Origin of the sequence: Corynebacterium glucuronolyticum DSM 44120 (assembly GCF_030440595.1) — a bacterium.
GTDB classification, from domain to species: domain Bacteria; phylum Actinomycetota; class Actinomycetes; order Mycobacteriales; family Mycobacteriaceae; genus Corynebacterium; species Corynebacterium glucuronolyticum.
In genome coordinates this window covers 933,864-959,603 of sequence record NZ_CP047452.1, presented here as the reverse complement: position 1 = coordinate 959,603, position 25,740 = coordinate 933,864, and the positions used below count along the sequence as shown (strand labels likewise).

The following is a 25,740-nucleotide window of genomic DNA, read 5'->3' as shown; positions in this document are numbered from 1 at the left end:
TATGCGCCCTAAAATCTCGTTTACGCCGATTAACGCATCAGAAAAAGCTTGTCTGAACTTTATGCCTTATTTATACTTCGATTATAAAGCTTCGTTCAACAACAATGCTACATACCCCCGGAAGTGCCCCACCCGCCCCTCCACCACTTGATACCAAGACGCTGCTTAAAGCGCCATCGGCACATCGAATCGGTTATGATCCCAAGCTTCCGGCTCTAACAATAACAACACATTGTTATTCAAAGGTAAGTATATTTTTCACCGCTTCGGTGTTCCGTACCCACCAGCGAAAGGAGGCGGATGTGACATCACCTACACCCCGCGACACGAACGAAAACCACATATTTTCTTCAACCCCAGCCACTACCACTCCACACCAAAAGGATGAATCGGACAAGAAGGCTTCATCAGCCATCCTTGGCGCAATCTTCCTCATGGCCACATCGGCTATCGGGCCGGGATTCCTCACCCAAACTGCGGTGTTCACGGCAAAACTCGGAGCGGCCATGGCGTTTGCCATCTTCGTTTCCATTCTCATTGACGTGTGCATCCAGCTGAACGTGTGGCGCATTATCGCCGTCTCCGGCAAGCGAGCCCAAACACTCGGCAACACCGTCCTCCCAGGCCTTGGATGGCTTCTCACCATCCTCATTGCGATGGGTGGCATTGTCTTCAACATTGGCAATATTGCCGGCGCAGGTTTGGGAACTGATGCCATGATGGGGCTCGATGTGAAAATCGGCGGGGTCATAACAGCCGTCATTGGCTGTGTTCTGTTCATGTCAAAGAGAGCCGGAATGGCTTTGGATCGCGTGCTCGTCATCCTTGGCTCCCTCATGATCCTCCTCACCACCTACGTGGCGATCGTGTCTGGTCCCCCGGTTGGTCAGGCTTTGAAAAACGTTGTTTTACCGGAGACGATTGATGTCGTGGCGATCACGACTCTTGTCGGTGGCACTGTTGGCGGGTATATCACCTACGCAGGTGCCCACCGCATGCTTGACGCGGGAAAGACGGGGCCTGAGGCAGTAAGCAGCGTCACCAAGTCCTCCGTCACCGGGATTTTGGTGACAGGTGTCATGCGAATCTTGCTCTTCCTCGCGGTTTTCGGAGTCGTCGCTGGCGGTGTCGTCCTCAGCACCGATGGGAACCCCGCTGCGGAGGCTTTCCAGGCGGCAGCAGGAGATATTGGGCTTCGATTCTTCGGCGTTGTTCTGTGGGCTGCAGCCCTATCTTCGATTGTCGGGTGCTCCTACACGTCTGCGACCTTCATCGTTTCTTCTGGTGAGGAGCACAGAAAGAAGCAGAACATCATCACGATCATCTTCATTGTCGTTTCGTGCCTTCTCTTCATCGTTCTCGGTACTGCTCCCGCCAAGCTGCTCGTTTTTGCTGGTGCTTTTAACGGTCTCGTCCTCCCCATCGGTTTCACGCTCATGCTCTACATCGCGGTGTTCCGACAGAAGGATCTGCTCAAGGGCTACCCGTACCCCAAGTGGCTGGTTTTCATTGGCCTGTTCGCGCTTGTGGCCGCGTGGTACTTGGCGTTCCGCAGCTTCTCGGGAATTTGGAGCATCCTTTAGTCGCCGCTTCAGCGATAGCTAAAATTTACAATTAATACCACCTATATTTGACGCGACGTGTACCATTCGCGGCACAAGGTTCGACGTACGGAAAGGAACGTTCGGTGACCTCGATCGATCTCAACTGTGATTTGGGAGAAAGCTTTGGCAATTTCCACATCGGCAATGACGAGGAGGTGCTGGGGCTTGTCACTAGCGCTAATATCGCCACGGGGTTCCACGCTGGTGACCCGCTAGTGATGCTCACCACTGTCCGACGGGCGAAGGAAAACTCGGTGCGCATCGGTGCCCATGTCGGCTACCGAGATCTGCCGGGCTTTGGACGTCGCTTCATCGATTACGACCTCGACCAACTGACAGCAGAAGTGCTCTACCAGATCGGTGCTCTCCAGGCAGCCTGCCGTGCAACCGGAACTGAGGTGGAGTATGTGAAACCACACGGAGCGTTGTACAACCGCATCGCGAGGGATGCCAAGCAGGCCCAAGCCGTTATCGCCGGCATGAAACTCGCAGACCCCCAGCTGGCACTCATGGGGCTCGCAGGATCCCCTGTCTTGGGATGGGCGGAGGAGGCAGGCCTTCCTACTATCTCCGAAACATTCGCCGATCGCGCGTACGAGAAGGACGGCTCCCTTGTTCCTCGCTCTCAACCCGGCGCGATTCACGATTCCGACGAGAAGGCTACAGAGCAGGCTCTCAATTTTGCGTTAGACAAGCCCATCACGGCCGTTGATGGCTCGGATGTCCAGGTGGTGGCGGATTCTATTTGTGTCCACGGCGATAACCCCCACGCACTACATCTCGTCCGCGCTATTCGCGATACGCTATCGCACAACGGAATTGCGGTGAGTTCGTAACAATGAAAGCACGTCCATGCGGCGATGCCGCTGTATTGATCGATATCGATGACGCTGAATCCATCGAAGCCGGCTTAACTGTTCAGGACGGTGTCCTTTCCATCCACCAGCGTCTAAAGGACGCTCAGCAACGGGGTTTAGAGGGCATTGTCGATATGGTCCCGGCAGCTCGCACACTCCTCGTCATGCTGGATCCGAAGATTCAGCCACCCCGCGACTTTGTCGCCAAGATGGAATCGCTACACCTGGAAACTCCAGCGGCGGGCAACCTCTCTTCAGGGGAGGATATCGTCACGGTACCTACCGTGTACGACGGCCCAGACCTGGGCACTGTCGCCGAGCTATGGGGTGTCAGTGCTGATGATGTGGTCTCTATGCATTCAGGGATGACGTGGAAGGCCGCGTTTGGTGGCTTTGCTCCCGGATTTACGTATCTCCTTCCCACCGGCGATTTCCCGACGGTTCCGCGTTTGGATTCTCCGCGCCCCCGTATTCCGCAGGGCTCCGTGGGCATGGCTGGCGCATTTTCCGGTGTGTACCCGCAGCAGAGCCCGGGCGGTTGGCAGCTTTTGGGGCACACCGACCTCGCCATGTGGGATACGTCCCGCACTCCCCCGGCGCTTATCCGGCCAGGCCAGCTCGTCCGTTTTGAGGTGAAGAATGACTAACCATGAAAAGACTCCCGCGCTGACTATCCTCAATCCCGGCATCATGGCTCTCATCGAGGATCGTGGCCGGTTCGGTTACGCGGGCATGGGTGTGACCCCGTCTGGTTGCTTCGACCGAATGAGCTATGCCCGCGCCAACCACGTTTTGGGCAATAGCCAGGACGCTCCGATGGTGGAGATTTTGCATGGTGGCTTCGAGGCGGAGTTCTCGTGCACGACTTCGTTTACGATTCTCGGTACTCGAGCCCCTGTGGAGGTGACGTACCCAGGGAAACGGCCACGGATGGAGTACACGCAAGCTGTCATCGATGTTGTACCCGGCACGACCATCAAGTTGCTCGGCGCGGAAGCAGGTATGCGAGCCTACTTCGCGATTCGTGGTGGCTTCGACGTGGAGACGGAACTCGGGAGTGCCTCCCGCGACACAATGAGTAACCTCGGCCCTGCGCCACTACAGGCAGGAGATGTCCTTTACGCCGGTTCTTTCGTGGAAGAAGATCCATGGGTCCCCCGCGTACGGAGTATTCCGCCGGTTTGGCCGCAGCGTTCCCAGGAATTGCTCACGGTCATTTTGGGGCCCCGCTCGCAGTGGTTCACAACGAATGCCATCTTTGATTTCCTCTGGCAGGAGTACATCGTCAGTGGTAATTCCGACCGCATCGGCGTCCGCTTGGAGGGACCGAAGCCACTCAAGCGGGCAGTAACTGAGGAGCTGGCCAGCGAGGGGACAGTCCGTGGCGCAATTCAGATTCCAGCGAACGGACAACCGGTTATTTTCGGTCCCGACCATCCCGTCACCGGTGGCTATCCAGTCATCGCGGTGTTGTCTGCGCGGTCTGCCGACCGCGTTGCCCAGCTGAGACCGGGGGATTCCGTCAGGTTCGCTGTTAGATAGTATTGGCTTGTCGACGCCCATTTTTGGGCGTCGATTTGCTCATTCTTGGAGCGTGCTCAGTTGCGAATTTTTCCGGAGGGCGTAGTATCACTTCGTCACGCGTTACCTATTATTTGGTAGCACTTAAGTTTTCTACACGCGGCAAGTGAGGATACGTGGTAAACGAACAACAAGAAACAGAAAGTGTAGCGAACCATTCCGATAACCGGCGGGTGTGGTTCGCCTTCATCGCCCTGATGCTCACCATGTTGATGAGCTCCTTGGGATCGATGATCTTCTCCACCGCCCTGCCCACCATTGTGGGCGACTTGGGCGGCGTCGAGCTCATGAGCTGGGTCATTACCTCCTTCATGCTGGCACAGACAATTGCCATGCCGATCTTTGGCAAGCTGTCCGATCAGATGTCTAGGAAGTACCTGCTCATCGGCGTAATCGCCGTGTTCATTGTCGGATCGATTGTCGGCGGTTTCGCCCAGTCGATGACAATGCTCATCATCGCCCGGCTCATTCAGGGTGCTGCCGGTGGCGGTCTCATGATCCTGTCGCAGGCCATCACAGCCGAGGTTGTCTCCGCACGTGATCGTGGTAAGTACATGGGCATCATGGGTGCCGTGTTCGGTGTGAGCTCCGTGCTTGGCCCCGTGCTCGGTGGCTGGTTCACCGACGGTCCGGGCTGGCGTTGGGGCCTGTGGCTCAATGTCCCGCTGGGCCTCATTGCCATTGCAGGCATCGTTTACTTCCTGCATAACAGCGGCTCCCACAGCCGCGTCAACGTAGACGTCTGGGGCATCCTCACTATGGCTGTGGCCACCTCGACCCTCATCCTGATGTCCACGTGGGGGGGTAACACCTACGAATGGTCCGACCCGATCATCATCGGTCTCGGCATCAGCGCGGTAGTTTTCTACGTTCTGTTCTTCTTTGTCGAGCGAAAGGTAAGCGCCCCCCTCGTACCGCCGTCGGTATTCGAGGTCCGCAACTTTAATCTCACCACCCTGGCGGGTATCGCCACAGGCGTGTTTATGTTCGGCACCCTCGCCTACCTACCTACGTACATGCAGATGGTGCACATGATGACCCCGACTAAGGCGGGCCTCATGATGACCCCGATGATGGTTGGCTTGCTCATGACGTCGACACTGGTGGGCAACTTGGTTACTCGCTATGGTCGCTACAAGTGGTTCCCTGTTGTCAGCATGGTCGGAACGTTCTTCGCCATGGTTGTCCTCAGCTTCATGGAACCAGACACGCCACTATGGGTTGTCGGCATCATGCTTCTGGCACTCGGCGCAGTGCTCGGTATCGGTGTGCAGATCCTCGTGCTCATTGTGCAGAATTCCTTCTCCCTGAACTTGGTGGGAACAGCTACCGCCGCGAACAACTTCTTCCGGCAGATCGGTGGCACGCTTGGTTCCGCACTCGTCGGTGGTCTCTTCACGGGTTCGCTGAAAGATCGCCTGGAGGGGAAGCTGCCACAGGCCATCGCACAGCTTCCGCCTGAGGCCCAGCAGCAGATGGCGCAGGCCGGAGGCGGATTCACGGATAAGCTCACTCCGAGTATGCTGGCACAGCTGCCCGAGGTCATTCAGACTACTATTCAGCAGAGCTACTCCGACGCGCTGACTCCTATCTTCCTCGTCCTGTCGCCCCTCGCACTTGTCGCCGCTCTGATTCTTGCTTTTGTTAAGGAAGAACCACTGAAGACAGAAATTGCTTAGACCCGAAAAGGATCTGTACACGGCCTTTTCAGATCTAACTAATGGCGTTCTAGAAGATCTGTAACAAGCTCTGCAATGGGCGATCGTTCTGAACGGGTCAGCGTGATGTGTGCGAAGAGGTCATGCCCCTTCAGCTTCTCGATCACTGCCTGGACGCCATCGTGGCGACCCACGCGGAGGTTGTCACGCTGGGCTACATCGTGGGTGAGAACGACCCGGGAATTTTTGCCCAACCTGGAGAGAACGGTGAGCAGGACGTTGCGCTCCAACGACTGCGCCTCGTCCACGATGACGAAGCTGTCATGTAGGCTTCTGCCACGAATATGCGTGAGGGGCAGCACCTCTAGCAGGCCTCGGGACTCGACTTCCTCCAACACGTTGTCGGACACCAGCCCCTCCAAGGTGTCATAGACGGCCTGCGCCCACGGGTTCATTTTCTCGTCCTCCGAACCGGGGAGATAGCCCAGATTTTGTCCGCCGACGGAGTAGAGCGGCCTAAAGACGACAATCCGCTTATGTTGCCGTCGCTCGAGAACACTTTCCAACCCTGCACACAGCGCCAGCGCTGATTTGCCCGTGCCTGCGCGACCTCCGATGGAGACGATGCCCACCGACTCGTCGGAAAGCAAATCGAGCGCAATCCTCTGCTCAGCAGAACGTCCAGAAATACCGAACGCCTGTTGGTCGCCTCGGACAAGCCGCACCAGACCGTGGGGTGTCAGGCGCCCCAGAGCCGAGGTGCTGCCCGATGTCAGCGAGATACCACAGTGGACGGGAAGATCCGCGACGTACTCCTCTGACACTGTGTCGATCGCGTCGACCTCCACCACGCCGTCGCGATAAATGGTGTCAATCGTGGCGCGGTCGACTTCTGCGTGTGCCATTCCCGTATACCCCGATGAGACGACATCCTGGGCGTGATATTCGTCGGCTTCGAGTCCCACTGCGCCTGCTTTCACGCGCAGCGGAATATCCTTCGTTACCAACGTCACCCGGTGGCCTTCTTTCTGCAGATTCAGGGCACAGGCGAGAATCCGGTGATCGTTTTGGAAATCCTTGGCGAAAGCAGAGGGAAGAATAGAGGGGTCCTGGTGATTCAACTCCACGCGGACGGTGCCACCCTCCTTGCTCACCGGTATCGGCTGGTCAAGCCGACCGTAGGTGTGACGAAGATCCTCAAGGAAGCGCAGTGCCTCGCGCGCATACCAGCCAAGCTCCGGGTGATGGCGTTTCTGCTCCAACTCACCGATCACCACGAGGGGGACAACGACATCATGCTCAGCGAACTTTCGCAACGCCCACGGGTCAGAGAGCAGCACTGATGTATCCAACACATACGAGGTTGTCGGGGTTGGGAGGTGGCCGTCATGTGCAGGGTCCTCGGAGGACTTTCCGGTTTGCCCCGTCGAGGTCGGGCTCGCGGCAGGTGATGTATGCGGGGTGCGGGTTAGTGAAACCATCGCGGACAATCCCTTTCCAACTCGGTGCCTAATCGATGCTCACGCACCGAGTCGTGTGTAGTGCAGGCAATGAACTGCCGAGCGGACGTGTCCTTTCCTTCATACCGAAGGGGTGGGGCGCTCATTGCGCCTATCCGCTCGGTCACCACCCACGCTAACAACCGCAGGTTAAAATTACAGCGCTGTAAGTTGAACATTGCATTAACCCCCAGCTAGGGACGAGCCCCTGTCCCTCACGATTCTCTCCCCCGTGTACCCCCATTTTCTCAACTACCAGTTGAGCAGCCCTCTGAGCTGAATCTCAATTTCAGCGGGTACAAGAAAGCGCTACGTGGCATGCCACGTAGCGCTTTCTACGATCATCAGTATCTCACGCTAACCGCGTAACAGGCGAATCTGCTTCCCGGTCGTTGCGATTGGAGTGATGCCCTTACTTGGTCTCGACGTCAGCAGTGAAGGCACCTGCTGCATCCTTCACCCACGAGATGGAACCGTTCTGGAAGGCCTGCTCCCAGCCGGAGCCGTCAGTGAGAGCAACTTCCTCGTCGGTCGGAGCAGCAACGCTCGAGTCGAAAGCACCAGCGTTCAGCCACTGCTTTGCGATCTCGCCGTGGATGAGAACCGCACCGGTCTCGGGGGTGTAAGCCAGGTAGTGGTTGTAACCCTCGCGCTCGAAGGTTGCCAGCCAGCGATTCTGTCCGTAGTCCTTGACATCATTGACGTGGCCGAGCTTGGACTCAGCGCCACCCAGTGCCTCGTATTTGTCAGCGATAGCCTCGGGGACCTTGACCTCGTTGCCATTAGCATCGGTCAGAGTAGTCGTTGCGACCTCAGCGCCTGCGGCACCGTTTGCACTTTCAGCGGTGGCGGTCTCCGTGACCGTACCCGTAGTGACGTTGGTCTCGGTCACCTTAGCACCCTCTTCGCGAGCCTCCTGTGCTTCAGATGCCTTCGCATCGGCGGACTCAACAGCCTCACTGGAAGCGGGGTTCTCGTGGGCCGGGGAGCATGCAGCCAGACCGAGGCCGAGCATAGCGGTAGCGGTGAGAGCGGTGAGCTTCTTAACAGTCGTCGTCTTCAAAACGATTCCTCATTTCTAACAGTTAATAAATTGCTTATTACCTCAACCATTATGGGGAGTTTTACTGAAATTTTCAATTAATTGCCCAAACGTTAACTGGGAGGAACCGTGTTTACCTGCGGAAATCTCCAAAAGCGAACACTAAATACATGTCAATTTCTCTTCCTACCACGATTGCCGCGGTCGTTTTTCCGTCGTCTTACCTGCGCGGAACCTCGTGAATGATGGGAGGAGGAGCCACTGTGAGACCCGCGCGCTTTCGATGTCTGCGGCTTCGTCTTCTTACCCGCAGCCTTTCCTGTACCTCTATTCTGCCCCGCCTTTGCGCTGCCCCTCGACGATGTCCGGGTGCGACCTTTCATTGTCCCAACAAGGTCCTGGATCGCATCGCAGTCATCGTCGATAAGCCAGACAAGGGCGATATCCGTCGTCCGCTCGCTAGCAAAAGAGAAGTGTTTAATCTGCTTCTTGGACAGCACCTTAAGGAGAGGCCGGGGCGCGAGGACAATTCCAACGCCCGCGGCAGACACCGCCAGACCATCCCGAACCGCCTGCACGTCAACGGCCCGATCCTCGCCGATTGCCCAGTTGACAATCTCCCCTTCGATTTCAGAAGGATAAACCTTGTCTGGGGAAATTTCCGCAAGCTCCGTCTCCTTCCCCACCGCGATCCCTGGCTCTTCTGTGTACAGGACGACCCTGTGCATCCCCTCGCTAAGCCGGGGATCAGGAAGGCGCGTCAACGCAACCGGGACGGGCAGCTCTTCACCGTGCGCACGACGAGTGACCCGCTTGCCGAAACATGCGAAGGGGTCGTCCACCCTCGACGTAATGAGTTCCGGGTGCGTTGTGTTCTCGTGGTAACGGTCAAACCACTTTCCTGGTTCCGCCCCAGTACAGAAGAAAACTTCCACGCTCATGGAGCAAATGATACCGTTAACCTCGTGAGTGAAAGCGATAGCAGCGTGCGCCGTGAACCGTCCGCGCAAGCGATGAAACCCCAAACCGCAGCCAACAAGCTCGGCCTTTACCTGCCGGCAACGCCCGAGGAGTTCCAGGCTTCGGCGCTGACACACGATGAGTTTGTGGCGCTACAAACCAATCCGCCCGAGTGGCTACAAACCCTCCGCCGTGAGGGACCGCACCCGCGAAAGGTGGTGGCACAGAAACTCGGTATTTCGAATACCGCTCTGAAGAACAGCGAGATCTCCGCGCCATTGACTACTGCACAGATCAAGGAGCTCCTCGCTGACCAGCCCGAGTGGCTTGCCAAGGCACGCAAGGATATGGCACAAAAGCGTGCAGAGCATTCCCCGAAGAATGAGGAGGAAAAGTGACGTTCGACCCGACAGCCAGGGACCCCGAAGAACGGGGTAACCACGTTCATTCCTCGCCTTTTAACCCGCACCGGGACGAGGCACAGGATACTGACCGCTCCTCTGATGACCAGTTCGACGAACACGGTGGGGTATCTAAGTTGACCATCGCTATGTGGGTCATGATCTCCCTCATCGTAGTTATATCCGCGACCTGGATGTTCGTCAGCTACCTTCGTGGTGACCTCATCATCGGCTAGATCAGCCAGCCGTATACAAACACCTCACATTCACCAGCACATTGTCACGGTCACGCATGACTCGACGCGACGCGGTTACTGACAGTGGACGGGGCATCATCCGTCGTCAGCACCCAGTATGCCCGCTCAGGCCAATGCGTGAGAAACAACCACATGTGCAGGAAAATCCCCCAGCTCCGCCATCACATGGCGAAACCGGGGGATTTTCGGACTTTAGCTAAGCATACAAAGCCAACCCAGCGAACCTAGCAAATGGTCCAGTTCTCGTAGCCTTCGTACAGCGGGTAGGAATCAGCGAGCTTCTTCGTACGCGCACGCAGTCCCTCGATATCGGCGGACTCGCCCGCTGCAAGAGCCGTGGCGATGATATCGGCGACCTCGCGGAAGCCCGCCTCGTCAAAGCCACGGGTTGCTAGAGCCGGGGTACCAATACGGAGACCAGAAGAAACCGCCGGCGGACGCGGATCGAAGGGCACGGTATTGCGGTTAATCGTGATGCCTACCTCGTGGAGAAGGTCCTCGCCCTGCTGGCCGTCCATCTTCGAGTTGCGGAGGTCAACCATGACGAGGTGAACATCTGTTCCTCCCGTCAGCAGCTCAATTCCAGCCTTCTTGCAGTCCTCACCACTGAGGCGCTCGGCGAGGATCTGTGCACCGTCAAGAGTGCGCTGCTGGCGATCCTTGAACTCATCAGTTCCAGCGATTCCCAGAGCGACGGCCTTTGCCGCAATGACATGCATGAGCGGTCCGCCCTGCTGCCCCGGGAAGACGGAGGAGTTGATCTTCTTTGCCCAATCCTGCTTGGCAAGGATCATGCCGGATCGTGGTCCGGCCAAAGTCTTATGAACGGTTGTGGATACGACATCCGCGTACGGCACGGGGCTCGGATGCAAGCCGGCAGCAACCAAACCGGCGAAGTGAGCCATATCCACCCACAGCTTTGCGCCCACTTCGTCAGCGATGTCGCGGAAAGCCTTAAAATCGAGGTGACGCGGGTAGGCCGACCAACCAGCGATGATCACAGCCGGGCGCTCCTTCAGAGCCATCTCCCGCACCTGATCCATATCAAGGCGATGTGTCTTCTCATCCACCCCGTAGGCTACAACCTCGTAGTTCTTGCCAGAGAAGTTGAGCTTCATTCCGTGGGTGAGGTGACCGCCGTGATCAAGCTTCAGACCCATGATCTTGTCACCGAGGTTCGCCAGCGACATCAGCACGGCTGCGTTGGCCTGCGCACCCGAGTGGGGCTGGACGTTAGCGAACTCAGCGCCGAAGAGCTCGCGCGCGCGGCTGCGAGCAAGATCCTCAATCACATCGACATTCTCACAGCCACCGTAGTAGCGACGGCCGGGATAGCCCTCCGCGTACTTGTTGGTGAGAATGGAGCCTTGAGCCTGGAGGACGGCACGCGGGACGAAGTTCTCCGAAGCGATCATTTCGAGCATGTCGCGCTGGCGACCAAGCTCATCCATAATTGCCTCATGAACCTTCGGGTCGAGCTCCTTGAGCTCCCGATAGCGTACGTCGTGGGAATTCGGGGCTGTCATAACCGTATCCGAAACCTTTCTTGAGCGTAATGGTGTCTTTCCAAGTCTGAGATGCAAGTCACGTGCATCGGCCTTGGGCCTTTCTGTCACTTATTTTAGAGTCTCACGAGACCAAACGTCGCGAAAAATACTACGTTTTACCTCACACTGGTTAAGACCAGTGAATTATTCACTTATACCAGATTTCCGCCAGGTAATATGCATAGTTCTATGCATTAGCGAAATCCTTTTCCTTTAACAGGTTCGAGATCCACCCCCAATTGGAGGTGCTATACAGTCATAGTGCATTATTTTTCTTTCTTCTTTTCCTTCCACCTACCCCAAAGGTTTCCGGGTTGGCTCACCACGGGCAAAATAGAGCTATGGCGAAACGATCCCCGGACCCCAGCCCCTATATAGACTTTGGGCGCGATGAATGGCGCGAACTGCGGCGAAACACCCCCCAGGTGCTCACAGCTGAGGAAGTTGAGAAGCTCCGTGGCATTGGAGACATGATCGACCTGGAAGAGGTGGCAGATGTCTACCTACCTCTTTCTCGCCTGATTTACATGCAGGCGAAGGCGCGGCAAAAGTTGACAGACGCTACCGCCGACTTCCTGGGTACCCCTACGTTCCGTGTACCGTTCATCATCGGCATCGGTGGATCCGTGGCTGTGGGAAAGTCCACCACCGCGCGCGTCCTCCATGTCCTCCTCCAACGATGGACGTCCACCCCGCGGGTTGACCTCGTCACTACCGACGGTTTCCTTTATCCGAGTGCCGAGCTGGAGCGTCGGGGAATGATGAACCGCAAAGGCTTTCCGGATTCCTACGACCAGAGAGCTCTCCTCCGCTTCGTCACCGACGTAAAATCAGGCAAAGAAGATGTCATGGCACCGGTGTACTCCCACCTCAAATACGACAGGCTTCCGGATGTCTATACCCATGTGAAGAAGCCGGATATTCTCATCCTCGAGGGGCTAAATGTGCTCCAAACTGGCCCTACGCTCATGGTTAGTGACCTGTTCGACTTCTCCGTTTTCGTCGACGCCGCAGCGGAGGATATCGAGCGGTGGTACATTAATCGCTTTCTCGCTCTCCGCTCAACGGTGTTCTCCGAGCCTGATGCCCACTTTGCACATTATTCCCGGCTTTCCGAAGAGCGGGCGCGCGCAGAGGCGCGGGAGATTTGGCAATCAATCAACCTCCCGAACCTTGTTGAAAATATTCTCCCCACTCGTGTCCGCGCCTCTCTTGTGCTTCGCAAAGGACCAGATCACCGCGTTCAACGCGTTCGCATGCGCAAGCACTAAAAGCGACATACCGCCATTTTTCCAGTTCTTCGCCCGACTTACGTGTACGAGGTGTTCGTGAAGGTAGCCGAGGAGTGGACACAATCGGAACAGCGGAAGCAGATACGGGATCGTTTCCTGGGACGATGGCAACGGTAGGAGTGTGAGGCCCAGGCAGGCGCTTCGTCTGTCTAACGCGCCTGTGCCCACCGCACAACCGGCCGGATTTTCTCCGTGTCCACCTTGTCGAACCCCACCCCGCCTGAAGCGACTAGCTCTTTTTCAAAAGCGGAGGTGCCCGGCTTGGTGGAGTAGTACAGCAGCATTCCCTTGATGGCTGTGCGGTGAACAAGGCGAAGATCTGGGTAGTGAAGCCGTCCAGGCACGTAGAACCGGCGGATGCGATCCTTCTCCTCCCCGAAAAACTTTGCTGAGCTATCTTTCGCCGCCGCCTTCTCCGGATCCGTCAACCCAACGGTGACAAAAGCGACGTCTTGACCGGCGGAGGTGGTATCCACTTTCCGCGCCGCCTGCGCAGCATACTCGGAACCGAGGAGCTTCACTCCGTACACAGGTCCCACAAAAATAAGCGGGGCTGCTTCTTCATTCCACACCTCGCCTGCAGGAACACCATCTGTGATATCGACGATTCGCCGCCCCAAAGCTGTCGCGAGCGCCTCAGCATACACTCGGGTGGAGCCGTAGACGGAAGAAAAGTACACAGCCGGTTTTTCCTGCACGATGGTCCTTTGCATGATGGTTAAAACATTGACAAGTCTGGGGGCTGCCCATGGCAGAGCCTCCCCAGAGAGTAATGAAAAAGCGCTACTTTCCAAATCGGCGACTACGCGAAGAGAAGTCACGCAACGCGCGAAGAAAATCAATGCGACGGAAGGCAGGCCAGTACGTGTCCGTAAACCAAATTTCAGAATAGGCAGCCTGCCATAAAAGAAATCCAGACAGACGCTGCTCACCAGAGGTCCGAATCACGAGGTCGGGGTCCGGTTGATCCCGGGTGTACAGGTGTCGGGATAGCGATTCAATCGTCACCGCATCGGCTATTTTGTCAGCGGGAGTACCTTTTTCTGCTTCCTCGTTGACGAGCGCCTGAACCGCGTCAACGATTTCTTGTCGGCCACCGTATCCCACAGCGATGTTTACGACCACTCCCGTGTGATCTGCCGTTTTAGCTGCTCCACGTGCCATTCTCGTCGAGATCTTCTCGGGCAAAAGATCCATATGTCCCACAAGCCGAATGCGGCAATTCAGGTCGGTTGCGGAAAGCTCGTCCACGACATCTGCGATGATATCGAAGAGCAGCCCTACTTCTTCGGAACTGCGCTTGAGGTTCTCTGTGCTGAGAAGGTAGACGGTGACGATTTCCACCTTGGTGTCTTCGCACCAGCGGATGAGCTCCCCGATCTTCTTCGCCCCCACACGGTGGCCATGCGAGACATCGGCAAATCCAGCCTCTCGCGCCCACCGCCGGTTGCCGTCGCACATGACTGCGACGTGCCGGGGTTGAGGCCTGTCTTTGATGACACGCCTCAAATGGTTCTCATACAGCGGGTACAGCAATGTCGGGAGCAAGTTCACACTAGCGATTTTAACTGTGCGACTTCACCGCGCGCTAGATGTCCCCCGTGTTCGCTCAGATAAGTGGCCGACGAGCAGGAATGTCCATGCCAGCCTCCCGCATCGCTTTGTTCAACGTTTCCTCGTCGAATACGTCGATTCCATGCTCCTCGGCGAATGCGCGCCGACGGTTTAGCCGAGCGATGCGACGGGCAAGGCGCCATCCAAGAAACAAGATGGCGACCATCATGGCTGCCACAACTAGGAGACCAATAGGCGATGCCTGGCTGGAATCAGCGTTCTCCGGTGACGGACCACCTGACTGGGCGATGACAGTCTGCGTCGCCTCCATCAGGTTTTCCCGAACCAATGGGAGAAATCCAGTGATGACCATCTCTATTTTTCCTTCCACGACCATGTATGCGCACGGCGCGCCACAAGCTTTACGTATATCGTAGTAGCTCCTGGGGCGCGGGGGTGCTGTGGGTTAGGACAACCCTGCCAGAAGATCGTCCTCCGGCAGGTCGGTCTTCACTCGCGTCTGCGCAAGTTCAAATTCCTCCGTCGGCCACAAGCGCTTTTGCATCTCCAAGGGCACCGCAAAAAAGGTGCCCTCCGGGTCGATCTGCGTGGCGTGGGAGAGCAGAGCTTGATCCCGGTTCTCGAAGTAATCCGCACAAGGAACCTGCGTAGTGACGCGTCGCATCAGATCGAAGTTCCTGCTACGCATCCTCTCCACGTAGTCGGCTAACGGGCTCGGTTTTCCCTGAGCGAGGAACTCCTCGTGGAATTTCTCGACGCGTTGCCGGATGAAACCGTGCGTGTAGTACAGCTTCTTGGGCTCGTAGGCCTCCCCGAGTTCCGGCTTGTATCCCGGGTCACCCATCCTTTCCCAAGCGATCATCGTAATGGTGTGCACCATAATGTGATCCGGATGTGGGTACCCACCATTCTCGTCATAGGTGACGATGACGTCTGCCTTCTTTTCGCGCAATACTGCGATGAGCTTATCCGCAGCGTCCTCTGGATCTTGCAGGGCAAAGCAGCCCTCGGGAAGCGGTGGGAGTGGATCACCCTCAGGCAATCCGGAATCGACGTAGCCGAGCCACACGTGATCGGCACCGAGTGCCTTGATAGAGCCGACCATTTCTTGCTTTCTCACTGCGAGCATTCCGTCGGAAACAGCAGCTGCGTCGAAATGGGGGTTGAGAATATCCCCGCGTTCGCCACCCGTGCAGGTAACGATGCACGTGTGATGGCCTTCGGCGGCGTATTTCGCCATTGTGGCAGCACCCTTACTCGCCTCGTCATCCGGGTGAGCATGAACGGCGACTATTGAATAGCGCTTCATCTGTCTATCCACTCTTCTTTCCATATCTCCATCAACGTTGGTGCATATCCTACATTCCCCCTTTCCGCAGTTAAACACGAAAGGCAGAATGCAGTCATCGCACCACCGCAGGATCAAAAGCCGCTGGTGGACTTTCCCGGCATGCCCTGCCCATAGCAACGCCGTAGCAGTATCCCCGCATGACAGCATCCCAGCAATTCGTGGCAGCATCGCAACCACACTGCAGCAACAACACGCTGGAAGGGCACAATGCAGTAGTCAACCACCATTGTTTATAGCCCCTCCCGATTTCCCCCGTATTCTGCAGCCAGCTAAACTTTGATGATATGACTACGCAAAGCCGGCTGGATTCTCGCTACAACCGTCAGCGCACTGACAACAACCTGGCGGGAAAAATCATCGTTATAGGCGCGATTTTGTTTCTTATCGCCGGCGCATACGTGGTGTGGCAGTACAGCCAATACCAAGAACGCGACAAGGTCAACGCGGAAAAGGTCGAGTACACGAGGCTGCAGGACAACACATTGCGGCTCACGTTCGATACGATCCGCGACAATCCAGATTTGGATTCCTACTGCATCGTGTTGTCCTCGGACTACAACCACGCAGAGTTAGGGCGCCGAGAAGTGCTCATTCCTGCGGGCGGGGACAAGAAGACGCGACACACCGTGGATATCCCGAGCCGGGGCGTGCCCGTTATGGGCGGGATTTACGGCTGTTCAACGACGCTTCCGTCTTACCTCACAGAGGAACCAGAGGAGCTCTCCACTGTGCCGGTGGACGAATCGGCACACGAGCAGTAAACCGGTTATTGAGTGGCAGTGGTAGAATTCACTCGAATTGTGGCATGAACTGTCCTCGCACGGACGCGACACTGTAAACTTTAATTTTTACGTATGCGATCACTGAGGTATCGACCCAGCCCGTGGCTGTTACCTCGGGAGTGATCACGGAAGGATATCAATGGCTGAGGTACAAAAGACCTACATCACCCCGGAATCTAAGGCTGCTCTGGAGCGTGAGCTCAAGGCCCTCATCGATAACCGTCCGGCCATCGCCGCGGAGATCAACGAGCGCCGCGAGGAAGGCGACCTCAAGGAGAACGCCGGTTACGATGCTGCTCGTGATCAGCAGGCGCAGGAGGAATCCCGCATCCGCGAGATCGAGGAGATGCTGAAGAACTCCACCACCGAGCGCACCGCTCTCAAGGAGGGTGAAGCCCAGGTCGGCTCCGTCGTCCACGTCTACTACAACGATGACGAAAACGACAAGGAGACCTTCCTCATCGGTACCCGCGCTACCGCGTCGGATAACCCGGATCTGGAGACCTACTCTGAGCTGTCTCCGCTGGGTGCCGCTGTTCTCGGCGCTACGGAGGGAGAAACCCGCCAGTACACCGCGCCCAACGGTGTGACTGTCTCTGTCACCCTCGTTTCCGCTGAGCCTTACGATTCTGCAAAGGCTGCTGCTCTCCGCGCACAGCGCAAGCAAGACGACGAAAAGTAAGCTTCCTCTCCTCGCCCGCCGGCACCATCCGGCGGGCTTTTTCATGCTTGTCGACGTCTCCCCCTGCGGTTAGTATTCAACGCGCGCTGAGCTTGGGGCATAAGGAAACCGCCGAGCAGAGGCGGAAGGTTCTGCTCGGCGGCCACGTCTATTCGTTATGCGCTAGCTCCTGTTGAAGTAGCTGAGGAAGCGCAGGATCTCGGTGTACAGCCACACGATGGATACGGCCAAACCGAGGGCGATTCCCCAGGCGTACTCTGCCGGGGCACCCGCACGAACCATCTGGTCAGCGGAATCAAAGTCCATGAGCAGAGTGAACGCACCAAGTGCAATGACAGCCAGGGAGAAGATAATGGCGATCATGCCACCGTCGCGCAGTGGGTTGAACCCGAAGAAAATGGATCCAATCAGGTTACCCAGAACAAGTGCGAGGACACCGAAGAGCATCGCGGTGACAATGCGCCGCATCTTGGGGGTCACTTTCACAGCACCGGACTTGTACACGTACAGCATGCCCGCGAAGACACCGAAGGTACCAAGGATTGCCTGCCCGATGAGAACGCCTGCATCTGTCCCATTCCCGACGAGATCAAAGCCCGCGACCATGCCGGAGAAGCCACCAAGGAACAGCCCTTCAAAAACTGCGTATGCGAGGGTCACTGCCGCAGAGCCGTACTTTTTTCCGAACGTGGAGATGAGCACAGTGACAAGGCCACCGATGGCACCCACGAATGTGAGGAGCATCGTCGGCCCTGCCGTGCCGAGGATCGGCACGAGCGCGAAGTTGATAGCGGCGAACAGGACGATAACACCAAGGGTGATACCAGTCTTCGAGACGATATCGTCAACCGTGATTGGGCGACTTCCCTGGTATCCCATGGGTGAGTTCTGCATCGGGGAGGTTGGCTCGCCGTAGCCGACTCGGTAGCCTCCCCTAGACTCGCTGCGTTCAAGGGAAGTAAGAACTGGGTTGTTACTTTGCACTGTGTTAAATCTTCCTTTTGGACGTGTCACGTTTACTACTTATCGTAGCGCCACTTTGTGTGGCTCTCATTTTGTCCAACGCAACACCTCGCCAAATAGTTCCATCTGCGACAGTTTGTTGCCGAAACTTTATAAACCATTCCCTACTCCTGTCGAAGATATGGGCTAACGAGCCTTCTGCGTCACGGCAGTGCGCTGCGGCGGAGCGTCGCGGTGCCATGCGGCGCCTTGCGAAGCGGTGCCATACGATGCGATTCGTAGCGGTGCCATGCGATGCAAAGCAGTGCGAGAAGATGTGAGTCTGTGAGTCTATGAATTCTCGTGCGTCCTTCCGCGCAGAAAAGAACAGGAAACTATCCCCAGGCAATCTTTTCTGCACGGAAAGCGCACCAGCGGTTGCTTCCCAGCAATCAAGTCCTGGCACAGGGCCCCGACAGCGCTTTCCTCTGCCCCTAACTTTTACAGTGCGGTTCTTCTATAAAGATGAAGAAAGCAAACGCTATCCCTCCAGCCAGCTAGCGCACGCAGAAGCGGACACAACAGACCCCTTTTAGGGGAGTATGACTTCACCTCACCCCACGTCTGATCCATCACGCGGGTCGAGATGTCTCTGAGGTAAGAAATTCTTACCGTGTTAAGTAGCACCCCTGCGTTGCACTACAACCTTTTTAACCTGCAGTAAAAGCAGTTCGCATGACAAGCGTGCACAACATAGCGTGCATTACCCCTATTTGCGGGATTAAGCAAACATTAAGTAATGTTCGAAAGTTTGAAACTTGTAATTTTGTACATCTTTTCGGCCGCGCCCAACTTCTCGAGGTAATACCCTTAGCCTTCCACTTCCCCAACAGCTGGATCGTTCGATACCGAGAACGAGCAAGGGGAAGCGTCGAGAAGCATCTATCGACGTGGACAATTGATTTCTCTCAGATTAGTACTCTTTTTGCCGTCGGCCCCCAGCGACATGAAAACGCAAAAAGTCCCCCTGGTGGGACTCGAACCCACACTGAATCGATTTTAAGTCGACTGCCTCTGCCGATTGGGCTACAGGGGGACACCACTCACGCGGCTACCGTTTAAGAATAATCGACACTATATCCGGAGAGGAAATTAGGGTCTGCGCCATACACGCAAACCCAATCTCCAGTGCGTCTACCGCTAGCTACCGCACCTCTTGCGCCAAACCAGCGATGATCCCGTCGAGAATGTCATGCTCAGAGATCGTGATCGTGTCCAAACCCGCACGGCTACGCATGAAGTCTACGGTCTCCTCCACCACAATGGAACCACCGCCAATGACATCGGCACGTCCCGGGTGCATGACCGGAAGCATCGCACGCTGCGCACCCGTCTGACCGAGCAAATCGTGGGTCACCATTTTCAGCCCCTGCGTGCGCATCGTGGACATGTGTATCGCCTGCTCGTCATATTCCTCAAGTCCCTGAGCGATGGCAGAAAGCGTGGTAAACGTGCCCGCACACCCCACGTAGGACGTGGCCTTGTTGACCGGCACGGTAGCTTCTACCTCGGCGAGCTGTTCACGTACATAGGCACGAGCGGCAGCAATCTCGTCGGGTGTCGGCGGCTGCGTGTGAAGGAAACGCTCCGTCAAACGGACGCACCCCATCCGCGTGGAGTAAGCGCCAAGGATCTCACCGTTTTGCTTGCCGACAATAAACTCCGTCGAACCACCACCAAGGTCAATGACGAGGATCGGCTCGTTGGTAGGAGGCAGGTCCTTCACGGCACCGATGAAGCTCAACTTTGCTTCCTCGGTGCCATCGATGACCTCGGCGCGCGCGCCGGGCTGGACTTTGGAGAGAACCCGCTCTGTCATGTCGAAGAACTCATCGCGGTTTTCTGCGTCACGAGACGCGGACGTGGCAACCATCCGCACGGCGCGAACATTCTCGCGAACCATGTGGTCCACGTATTTTTCCAGGACGACGCGGGCACGCTCAATGGCGGCCGGGCTGATGTGCCCTGTCTCATCGACCCCTTCCCCCAAACGAATGATCTCCATCGTGCGGGTAACCTGCCGAATGTCCTCGCTTCCCACATCAGAAACGAGGAGGCGCAAAGAGTTGGTCCCGCAGTCAATCGCTGCAATACGCTGCATGATTGTTTTATGCCTCCGCGTGGATGAAGTCGAACTGGGTCGGGTCGATGCCGAGTTGTTCTACCGTCGGCCAATCTTCGGGGATCGCCGTACCACGTAGCGACTCATCGTGCCACGCAGCCAGCGCGACGGCTTCTGTCCCCAGCCGCACTCGTTTCGGCCCCTCAGCGAGCGCGTAGGCGATGAGAACGTGCAGACATTTGACGCGGTCCGGCATTCCTCCGCCGGAGAAGGTCGTCCCCAGATCCTCCATCGCGTTGCGAGTGTCCAAGTAGTGCTTGTGAGCCGCCCGGTAATCGGCGGCAAGTTCCTCGTCCTCGCCTAGCCGAGCAGTCATCCAACGCATGACGTGAGCCACTTCCAGCTTGCTAGCCTCCGCAGTCAGGCGCGGATCCGTGAGGTAATACAGAGTGGGAAACGGGGTGCCGTCGGGAAGCCTCGGGGACGTAGTGATCACGGCGGGCTCGCCATCCGGAGTGCGGTAGGCGATGGCCACCACACCACGAGGCTCGCGACCCAGCTGCTCAGTTACACGTGCTAGGTCGGCTGCAAGGGGGGTAGATGTCATGGCACTTATTGTGCCACATCCTCCTGCTCCTCCAACTGGTCTGGGTCAGGTGGAACCGTCACTGAGCGCCACAGATCCTCGTACCAGGGGTACTCAACGATGAGGTCCTCTGCGACACTGGTGAGCGAGTTGTCGTCCGTCATACGCGGGTCATTGATGCGGTACGCAAGTTCCCCCGGCTTCGTCGTGCCAAAGCGGTTACGGGCGAGCTCATCCTTGTACGCGTCATTGGAGTATTTATCGATTTCGGCGGCGATATCCTTCTGGCGTTGTTCCTTCGCCGCGATGGATGTTTCAAGTCGAGCAATTTCCCCCCGTTGCTGGAAGTAGTTCTTCAACGGGATAGCTATAGCCACGAGAACGATAATCACTGTGAGGATGACAACCACCCAGTGACCGGGCGTAAGCTCCACTCCCGCGCCACGGCGTCGGACACCTCCAGAGGCACTCCCCCCGCCTCTCGTGCCCGCTGTTCTCGCACGTCCCGCCGTTTGGCGCGTTTCATCGACCATTCGGCGAGTGACGGGAACAGAGCGTGAAGGTTTCATCGACAAATCTATCCTCAGGGTGGGAACAACAACTACAACTCCACCATAATAGCCCGCAGCGTCGTTTCGGGGATGCCCCGTGGATGAGAAAAACCGCGCCCCAGGAAAGGGGCGCGGTCGTTCTAAAAAGCCTTAGGCGGGCGTATGAATCCCTGCCTTACTTGTTGTGGCGCGGGAATGCCTCTGCACCGGCGTAGTGCGCTGCAGAGCCCAGCTCCTCCTCAATGCGGAGAAGACGGTTGTACTTGGCGACGCGCTCGGAACGAGCCGGAGCACCGGTCTTGATCTGGCCACAGCCGAGGGCCACAGCGAGATCGGCAATGGTGGTGTCCTCGGTCTCACCGGAACGGTGGCTCATCATGGTGTGGTAGCCAGCGCGGTGAGCCATCTCGACGGCATCGAAAGTCTCGGTGAGGGAACCGATCTGGTTCACCTTCACGAGCAGAGCGTTCGCTGCTTTCTTCTCGATGCCCTCCTTGAGGCGAGCCGGGTTGGTGACGAAGAAGTCGTCGCCGACGATCTGAACCTTGTCGCCGATGGTGGCGGTCAGGGTGGTGTACCCCTCCCAGTCGTCCTCCTGCAGCGGATCCTCGATGGACACTATCGGGTAGTTAGCGATGAGGTCCTCGTAGACCTTGGCCATCTCCTCGGCAGTGTGCTCGCCACCCTCGAAGTGGTACTTGCCGTCCTTGTAGAACTCGGAAGATGCAACGTCGAGAGCCAGGGCGATATCCTTGCCAGGCTCGAAGCCGGCCTTCTTGATGGCCTCAACGATGAGGTCAAGTGCAGCCTTGGTGGAGTCAACGGAGGGAGCGAAGCCCCCCTCGTCGCCGAGGCCGGTGGACAGGCCCTTCTCCTTAATGACGGACTTGAGGGTGTGGTACACCTCGGCGCCGGCGCGCAGTGCCTCACGGAAGGAGTCGAAGCCGATCGGGGCGATCATGAACTCCTGGACGTCCACGCCAGAATCGGCGTGTGCGCCACCGTTAAGGATGTTCATCATCGGAACAGGCAGGATGTTTGCGGTCGGGCCACCGATGTAGCGGTACAGGGGCAGGTCTGCAGACTGGGCAGCAGCGCGAGCAACGGCCATGGACACACCGAGGATGGCGTTGGCACCGAGGTTGGACTTGTTCTCGGAACCGTCGAGCTCGATCATGGCATTGTCGACGAGGCGCTGATCGGTGGCATCGATGCCGACGATGGCATCGGCGATCTTGTCGTCAACGTTAGCGACAGCCTTCTCTACGCCCTTGCCCTGGTAGCGGTCGCCACCGTCGCGAAGCTCGTGAGCCTCGTGAACACCGGTGGATGCGCCGGACGGAACGGCAGCGCGACCAAAGGCGCCATCGGCGAGGACAACATCTACCTCGACGGTCGGGTTACCACGGGAATCCAGAATTTCACGAGCGGTGAGATCCTCAATGTAAGTCATCTGACAGGCCTCCTAGCCTTGAATTCGTTTCGTCGACACTTCCTGCCTTTTAACACTGTGGCGGAAAGTGCGGGTCTTGCTTTGTACCGTATCCCAAAATGCACTTCCACGCTGGTAGCGCGGAGACATTTCGATCTGGATGCGCAATCCGTCCCCTATCCTACCTGACATTTTCAGCCAGAACGGACATAAACAAACATTTTTTCGTGGGATTGCTCACATTCGGGCGGTAAACTCGATGTTTACCGAGGTCACAAAAGCCTGACGACAGACCCAATCGGACGTGGCGACGGAGAAAATTCCTCCCACACACCTAAAAAATGTGAGAAATCGATCCTGTCTTGTACGCCGGTTGCCCCAAAGCGTAGGACGCAGCCGCGTCGCGGACACTCATCACATATTCAGTGGACTGGTTGTAGGATCGGACGGCCTTCGTCCACCCTTCCGGCGTGGAGAGATCGCCACCATTTGCGCAAAGCATGACGGCGGTTGTCAGCGCCGCATCGTCTATCTGCTGTGGATTGGGGACACCATCACCATCGGCATCGCGGGAAAAGCGCCGCCACGTTTCAGGGATAAACTGCAAGGGCCCCACAGCGCGATCGAGCTCGGCATCGCCATCCATTTCGCCATTGTCCGTGTCTTTTACCAAAGCAAAGCCAGAATTACCGTCCAACTGAGGACCAAAAATGGCCGGCTGGACGAATCCGTTCTCGTCGATTGCTGCGCCGTCGAAGATACGGCCGGTGTAGGTTCCGTGACGGGTTTCCACAAAACCGATTCCGGCGAGAGTGTTCCAAGAAAGATGGCAGTCTGGATACGATTCGTTGGCGATAATCTCGGCATTCCCGTATGCGCGGAGCGCGGCCGAGGAGAAGCCAAGGTCCTTGGCCAGCGGATCTGCCCAGAAACCCAACTTATCTGAGGTCCGACCCGGCGCGTTTGTGTCGATCTTCGGCGCCGGTTCTGCAGCGGCAGGTGGCACATCATCGGGAATAGGGAGGCGAGGTTGCAACGGCACGGGCACCCCCATGAGCTGCACCAAAAGCCCCACCCCGATGATCACAGCGATGAGCGCCACCGCGAGTCCACACCCGCATCCTGTCACTGTCCTCACGCTTTTCGCCATAGCCCGAAATTTTACATGTGCCCGCTCCAGGTGCTGTTCCTTCCCACTCAACATAGACAACACTGTCAGGTAATTCCCATCTTAGAAATCCCATGCGTCACTTCAGTACCAGTAGTAACATGAAAGCTGTCCTATATACTATCGTTTTACGAAAGGGCTCACCATGAAAAAGACAATTGCTACGCTGCTCACTGCGGCGGCTGCATGTACTGCGGGAATCATCTCCGCACCTGCCGCAAGTGCCGAGGTCACGCCACAGGAGTGCGACGCTCTGCGCGCCGGCCTTCCACTCATCGTCTCCATCAACCCCCAGACCACGCGCGCCGATTTGCAAGGTCAGCTCGATGCGAAATCAAATCTCCTTACCCAGGGGATTCTCAAAAATGTCGATGGCCTGAAGCTTCTCCAAGCAAAGACCACCACTGATATCAGTGGTAAGGCTCAGGAGTGTGGCATTGTGAAGCCGGATCCGGTGGAGAGCTTTCTCCAGTCCATCGGCTCGAGCCAGCTCGCGCAGTACCTTCCGATGGTGACCTCTCTCAGCTCCTAGTAGAGAAACCCGCCCAACCCGGCTACCCCGAGTCGGCAGGTTAAACCCTGTGTCTCATTCACACGCATGTGATGCTTTCACATGCGTGTGATGCTTTCGTTCGCATGTCATGCTTTCGCTTGCATGCCATGCTTTCGCTTGCATGCCATGCTTTCGCTTACATGGGGGTGATGCAGTCTTCGTGGGTAACCTGGTTTCTGCCTCCGTGATCCCGATGTCCCAATGGGGAAAGAATGATTCCGCTCGCAGCGGATGTCTTCCTTACTCGGCGGGGTGGGCTCGGTCCTGCTAACCGGGGTAGCGGGCTGGCGCACGGCAAAACGTCATCACGCTCGCCTGCGATTCTCTTATCATTTCCCTTCACCCGCTCTTCGGGTGTCCCACCGGATTTCCCCGTGGCGTGTTTTGCGGTGTCCTACTGGTGGAAAAGTGACGTGCGTGACTTACTTACTCGGCTTCTTACTCACTCTTACTTACTCGGCTGCTTAACAGGCCGACTTCTTATTTATTCGGCATCCTTCTCCGAAGCCCGCGCAGTGGCATCTGCGCTTTTCTTTTCTGCGGTGTCCGAAGCTGTACGGTTCCCGCTAACAAACTTCGACGATGTCGATGTGGACGTAGATGTCGTCGTTGTTTTTCCGACGGTTTCCGCAGATGGAACCTCGGGATCCTGGTCTGGTTCCTGCTCTTGTCTTTGTTCCTGCTTTTTGCCGTCCTGCCACAGCTTGTCCTGGAACTCAGTGGTTACGCGACCGGTTGAACCGTCGAAAAGATAGGGTGCACGGGAGTGCATCTTTTCGGTGAACGCGTGGGCCACGTCCCCGAGGTCGAAAGCGCCACGCTCACTGGCGATCTGAGCATGGAAAAGAACCTGCAGGAAGATATCCGACAGCTCCTTTTTGATCTCCTCGTCGCTCGCCCCGGACTCGACCGCCTCAATGAACTCCTCCGTCTCCTCTTTCAGGTAGGGCAAGAGAGACGTGTGCGTCTGTCCAGCCTCCCACTCCCCTCTTTTGCGGGCCTGGGCCATGACCTCAGCAGCATCAGTCACCTCGGGGTACTTGAACTTCGCGGTGGGAACTTGGAACAGCTCATGCCCTGCAGCAAGCCACTTTCGCACCTGCTCAACGGAAAGATCAGTGGTGATGAGGAGCTCCGCTTCCTCATCACGTGCTGTGGGGAACGTATCGCACAGCGCCCAGCGCACACTGATGGGGACCTCCGCAGTGTATGCCACTTTTGTCCCCTCCATCTTGGCCACGGAGAACGGCATAACATCGGGGAACCGAGGATCAAGCAGAAGCACAGCCATGGGACTA

26 protein-coding genes and 1 tRNA gene are annotated in these 25,740 nt (G+C 57.0%); 11 read left to right on the top strand and 16 right to left on the bottom strand.

The genetic code is table 11. The features are described from left to right. Window positions 1-302 precede the first annotated feature (302 nt). From CGLUCO_RS04525 to CGLUCO_RS04505, 5 genes are all read left to right on the top strand, one after another. Window positions 303-1,583, top strand: a complete 1,281-nt coding sequence (locus CGLUCO_RS04525) for an NRAMP family divalent metal transporter (protein ID WP_084035876.1) — start codon at window positions 303-305, stop codon at window positions 1,581-1,583. Window positions 1,584-1,687: 104 nt separating this feature from the next. After that, window positions 1,688-2,440 carry a 5-oxoprolinase subunit PxpA gene (locus CGLUCO_RS04520; RefSeq protein WP_005395864.1) on the top strand — a complete coding sequence of 251 codons (753 nt, stop codon included), beginning with the start codon at window positions 1,688-1,690 and terminating at the stop codon, window positions 2,438-2,440. 2 nt (window positions 2,441-2,442) lie between these two features. Then, window positions 2,443-3,108, top strand: coding sequence for a 5-oxoprolinase subunit B family protein (locus tag CGLUCO_RS04515; protein ID WP_084035878.1), 666 nt, complete (start codon window positions 2,443-2,445; stop codon window positions 3,106-3,108). Next, window positions 3,101-4,003: a 5-oxoprolinase subunit C family protein gene (locus CGLUCO_RS04510; RefSeq protein ID WP_084035880.1), complete on the top strand. Its 903-nt coding sequence runs from the start codon at window positions 3,101-3,103 to the stop codon at window positions 4,001-4,003. Before CGLUCO_RS04515 ends, CGLUCO_RS04510 begins: the two co-directional genes overlap by 8 nt. Window positions 4,004-4,158: 155 nt before the next feature. Next, on the top strand, window positions 4,159-5,721 hold the full coding sequence (locus CGLUCO_RS04505) for an MDR family MFS transporter (protein WP_084035882.1): 1,563 nt from the start codon (window positions 4,159-4,161) through the stop codon (window positions 5,719-5,721). A 38-nt stretch (window positions 5,722-5,759) separates the two neighbouring features. On the opposite strand, the gene phoH2 is transcribed toward CGLUCO_RS04505, so the two are convergent. The 3 genes from phoH2 to CGLUCO_RS04490 form a co-directional block, all read right to left on the bottom strand. Beyond that, window positions 5,760-7,181, bottom strand: coding sequence for an RNA 5'-3' helicase PhoH2 (gene phoH2 / locus CGLUCO_RS04500; protein WP_232621869.1), 1,422 nt, complete (start codon window positions 7,179-7,181; stop codon window positions 5,760-5,762). Between the two features lie 430 nt (window positions 7,182-7,611). Continuing rightward, the gene (locus CGLUCO_RS04495) at window positions 7,612-8,262 is read right to left on the bottom strand and encodes an LGFP repeat-containing protein (protein WP_005391881.1); all 651 of its coding nucleotides are present in this window, start codon (window positions 8,260-8,262) and stop codon (window positions 7,612-7,614) included. A gap of 152 nt (window positions 8,263-8,414) precedes the next feature. After that, window positions 8,415-9,182: a hypothetical protein gene (locus CGLUCO_RS04490; RefSeq protein ID WP_232621870.1), complete on the bottom strand. Its 768-nt coding sequence runs from the start codon at window positions 9,180-9,182 to the stop codon at window positions 8,415-8,417. Between the two features lie 24 nt (window positions 9,183-9,206). Here CGLUCO_RS04490 and CGLUCO_RS04485 point away from each other — a divergent pair, with 24 nt between their 5' ends. Both CGLUCO_RS04485 and CGLUCO_RS04480 read left to right on the top strand, forming a co-directional pair. Further along, entirely contained in the window at window positions 9,207-9,599 is a 393-nt protein-coding gene (locus tag CGLUCO_RS04485) for a DUF5997 family protein (protein ID WP_196793973.1), read from the top strand. Further along, on the top strand, window positions 9,596-9,838 hold the full coding sequence (locus CGLUCO_RS04480; protein ID WP_005391869.1) for a hypothetical protein: 243 nt from the start codon (window positions 9,596-9,598) through the stop codon (window positions 9,836-9,838). The genes CGLUCO_RS04485 and CGLUCO_RS04480 overlap by 4 nt, the downstream gene beginning before the upstream one ends. Before the next feature lie 245 nt (window positions 9,839-10,083). On the opposite strand, the gene glyA is transcribed toward CGLUCO_RS04480, so the two are convergent. Further along, window positions 10,084-11,385: a serine hydroxymethyltransferase gene (gene glyA / locus CGLUCO_RS04475; RefSeq protein WP_005391867.1), complete on the bottom strand. Its 1,302-nt coding sequence runs from the start codon at window positions 11,383-11,385 to the stop codon at window positions 10,084-10,086. A 362-nt stretch (window positions 11,386-11,747) separates the two neighbouring features. On the opposite strand from glyA, the gene coaA reads away from it, so the two are divergent. Further along, complete coding sequence (gene coaA / locus CGLUCO_RS04470) at window positions 11,748-12,677, top strand: type I pantothenate kinase (RefSeq protein WP_005391866.1); 930 nt, start codon at window positions 11,748-11,750, stop codon at window positions 12,675-12,677. 170 nt (window positions 12,678-12,847) lie between these two features. Here coaA and CGLUCO_RS04465 read toward each other — a convergent pair whose 3' ends face one another. From CGLUCO_RS04465 to mca, 4 genes are all read right to left on the bottom strand, one after another. Then, window positions 12,848-13,411 carry a flavodoxin domain-containing protein gene (locus CGLUCO_RS04465; RefSeq protein ID WP_084035886.1) on the bottom strand — a complete coding sequence of 188 codons (564 nt, stop codon included), beginning with the start codon at window positions 13,409-13,411 and terminating at the stop codon, window positions 12,848-12,850. A gap of 70 nt (window positions 13,412-13,481) precedes the next feature. After that, window positions 13,482-14,252, bottom strand: a complete 771-nt coding sequence (locus tag CGLUCO_RS04460; protein ID WP_005391862.1) for an isoprenyl transferase — start codon at window positions 14,250-14,252, stop codon at window positions 13,482-13,484. Window positions 14,253-14,307: 55 nt separating this feature from the next. Continuing rightward, complete coding sequence (locus CGLUCO_RS04455; RefSeq protein ID WP_005395858.1) at window positions 14,308-14,649, bottom strand: hypothetical protein; 342 nt, start codon at window positions 14,647-14,649, stop codon at window positions 14,308-14,310. Between the two features lie 69 nt (window positions 14,650-14,718). Beyond that, the gene (gene mca / locus CGLUCO_RS04450; protein WP_034989560.1) at window positions 14,719-15,582 is read right to left on the bottom strand and encodes a mycothiol conjugate amidase Mca; all 864 of its coding nucleotides are present in this window, start codon (window positions 15,580-15,582) and stop codon (window positions 14,719-14,721) included. 326 nt (window positions 15,583-15,908) lie between these two features. On the opposite strand from mca, the gene CGLUCO_RS04445 reads away from it, so the two are divergent. Beyond that, on the top strand, window positions 15,909-16,385 hold the full coding sequence (locus tag CGLUCO_RS04445; protein WP_005395854.1) for a DUF4307 domain-containing protein: 477 nt from the start codon (window positions 15,909-15,911) through the stop codon (window positions 16,383-16,385). 160 nt (window positions 16,386-16,545) lie between these two features. Further along, complete coding sequence (greA, locus tag CGLUCO_RS04440; RefSeq protein ID WP_005391854.1) at window positions 16,546-17,088, top strand: transcription elongation factor GreA; 543 nt, start codon at window positions 16,546-16,548, stop codon at window positions 17,086-17,088. A gap of 162 nt (window positions 17,089-17,250) precedes the next feature. Here greA and CGLUCO_RS04435 read toward each other — a convergent pair whose 3' ends face one another. The 7 genes from CGLUCO_RS04435 to CGLUCO_RS04405 form a co-directional block, all read right to left on the bottom strand. After that, complete coding sequence (locus CGLUCO_RS04435) at window positions 17,251-18,072, bottom strand: Bax inhibitor-1/YccA family protein (RefSeq protein WP_034989558.1); 822 nt, start codon at window positions 18,070-18,072, stop codon at window positions 17,251-17,253. Between the two features lie 980 nt (window positions 18,073-19,052). Further along, window positions 19,053-19,126: transfer RNA gene (locus CGLUCO_RS04430), tRNA-Leu, on the bottom strand. Between the two features lie 108 nt (window positions 19,127-19,234). Next, window positions 19,235-20,191, bottom strand: coding sequence for a Ppx/GppA phosphatase family protein (locus CGLUCO_RS04425; RefSeq protein ID WP_084035888.1), 957 nt, complete (start codon window positions 20,189-20,191; stop codon window positions 19,235-19,237). Between the two features lie 7 nt (window positions 20,192-20,198). Next, window positions 20,199-20,759, bottom strand: coding sequence for a DUF501 domain-containing protein (locus tag CGLUCO_RS04420; RefSeq protein WP_084035890.1), 561 nt, complete (start codon window positions 20,757-20,759; stop codon window positions 20,199-20,201). A 5-nt stretch (window positions 20,760-20,764) separates the two neighbouring features. Continuing rightward, window positions 20,765-21,130 carry a septum formation initiator family protein gene (locus CGLUCO_RS04415; RefSeq protein ID WP_301387140.1) on the bottom strand — a complete coding sequence of 122 codons (366 nt, stop codon included), beginning with the start codon at window positions 21,128-21,130 and terminating at the stop codon, window positions 20,765-20,767. Between the two features lie 334 nt (window positions 21,131-21,464). Continuing rightward, the gene (gene eno, locus CGLUCO_RS04410) at window positions 21,465-22,742 is read right to left on the bottom strand and encodes a phosphopyruvate hydratase (RefSeq protein ID WP_005391845.1); all 1,278 of its coding nucleotides are present in this window, start codon (window positions 22,740-22,742) and stop codon (window positions 21,465-21,467) included. A 313-nt stretch (window positions 22,743-23,055) separates the two neighbouring features. Next, window positions 23,056-23,871 (bottom strand): lytic transglycosylase domain-containing protein, encoded by an 816-nt coding sequence (locus CGLUCO_RS04405; RefSeq protein ID WP_050762632.1) that lies wholly within the window; start codon window positions 23,869-23,871, stop codon window positions 23,056-23,058. A gap of 163 nt (window positions 23,872-24,034) precedes the next feature. Here CGLUCO_RS04405 and CGLUCO_RS04400 point away from each other — a divergent pair, with 163 nt between their 5' ends. Then, on the top strand, window positions 24,035-24,421 hold the full coding sequence (locus CGLUCO_RS04400) for a hypothetical protein (protein WP_084035896.1): 387 nt from the start codon (window positions 24,035-24,037) through the stop codon (window positions 24,419-24,421). Window positions 24,422-24,926: 505 nt separating this feature from the next. On the opposite strand, the gene CGLUCO_RS04395 is transcribed toward CGLUCO_RS04400, so the two are convergent. After that, on the bottom strand, window positions 24,927-25,733 hold the full coding sequence (locus tag CGLUCO_RS04395) for a MazG nucleotide pyrophosphohydrolase domain-containing protein (RefSeq protein WP_084035898.1): 807 nt from the start codon (window positions 25,731-25,733) through the stop codon (window positions 24,927-24,929). Between the last annotated feature and the right edge of the window lie 7 nt (window positions 25,734-25,740).

Coding starts and splice junctions, on each gene's coding strand:
- CGLUCO_RS04515 (WP_084035878.1), top strand. CDS start 2,443: ATGAAAGCACGTCCATGCGGCGATGCCGCTGTATTGATCGATATCGAT.
- CGLUCO_RS04510 (WP_084035880.1), top strand. CDS start 3,101: ATGACTAACCATGAAAAGACTCCCGCGCTGACTATCCTCAATCCCGGC.
- phoH2 (WP_232621869.1), bottom strand. CDS start 7,181: ATGGTTTCACTAACCCGCACCCCGCATACATCACCTGCCGCGAGCCCG.
- CGLUCO_RS04490 (WP_232621870.1), bottom strand. CDS start 9,182: ATGAGCGTGGAAGTTTTCTTCTGTACTGGGGCGGAACCAGGAAAGTGG.
- glyA (WP_005391867.1), bottom strand. CDS start 11,385: ATGACAGCCCCGAATTCCCACGACGTACGCTATCGGGAGCTCAAGGAG.
- coaA (WP_005391866.1), top strand. CDS start 11,748: ATGGCGAAACGATCCCCGGACCCCAGCCCCTATATAGACTTTGGGCGC.
- CGLUCO_RS04465 (WP_084035886.1), bottom strand. CDS start 13,411: ATGCAAAGGACCATCGTGCAGGAAAAACCGGCTGTGTACTTTTCTTCC.
- CGLUCO_RS04455 (WP_005395858.1), bottom strand. CDS start 14,649: ATGGTCGTGGAAGGAAAAATAGAGATGGTCATCACTGGATTTCTCCCA.
- mca (WP_034989560.1), bottom strand. CDS start 15,582: ATGAAGCGCTATTCAATAGTCGCCGTTCATGCTCACCCGGATGACGAG.
- CGLUCO_RS04445 (WP_005395854.1), top strand. CDS start 15,909: ATGACTACGCAAAGCCGGCTGGATTCTCGCTACAACCGTCAGCGCACT.
- greA (WP_005391854.1), top strand. CDS start 16,546: ATGGCTGAGGTACAAAAGACCTACATCACCCCGGAATCTAAGGCTGCT.
- CGLUCO_RS04425 (WP_084035888.1), bottom strand. CDS start 20,191: ATGCAGCGTATTGCAGCGATTGACTGCGGGACCAACTCTTTGCGCCTC.
- CGLUCO_RS04420 (WP_084035890.1), bottom strand. CDS start 20,759: ATGACATCTACCCCCCTTGCAGCCGACCTAGCACGTGTAACTGAGCAG.
- eno (WP_005391845.1), bottom strand. CDS start 22,742: ATGACTTACATTGAGGATCTCACCGCTCGTGAAATTCTGGATTCCCGT.
- CGLUCO_RS04405 (WP_050762632.1), bottom strand. CDS start 23,871: ATGGCGAAAAGCGTGAGGACAGTGACAGGATGCGGGTGTGGACTCGCG.
- CGLUCO_RS04400 (WP_084035896.1), top strand. CDS start 24,035: ATGAAAAAGACAATTGCTACGCTGCTCACTGCGGCGGCTGCATGTACT.
- CGLUCO_RS04395 (WP_084035898.1), bottom strand. CDS start 25,733: ATGGCTGTGCTTCTGCTTGATCCTCGGTTCCCCGATGTTATGCCGTTC.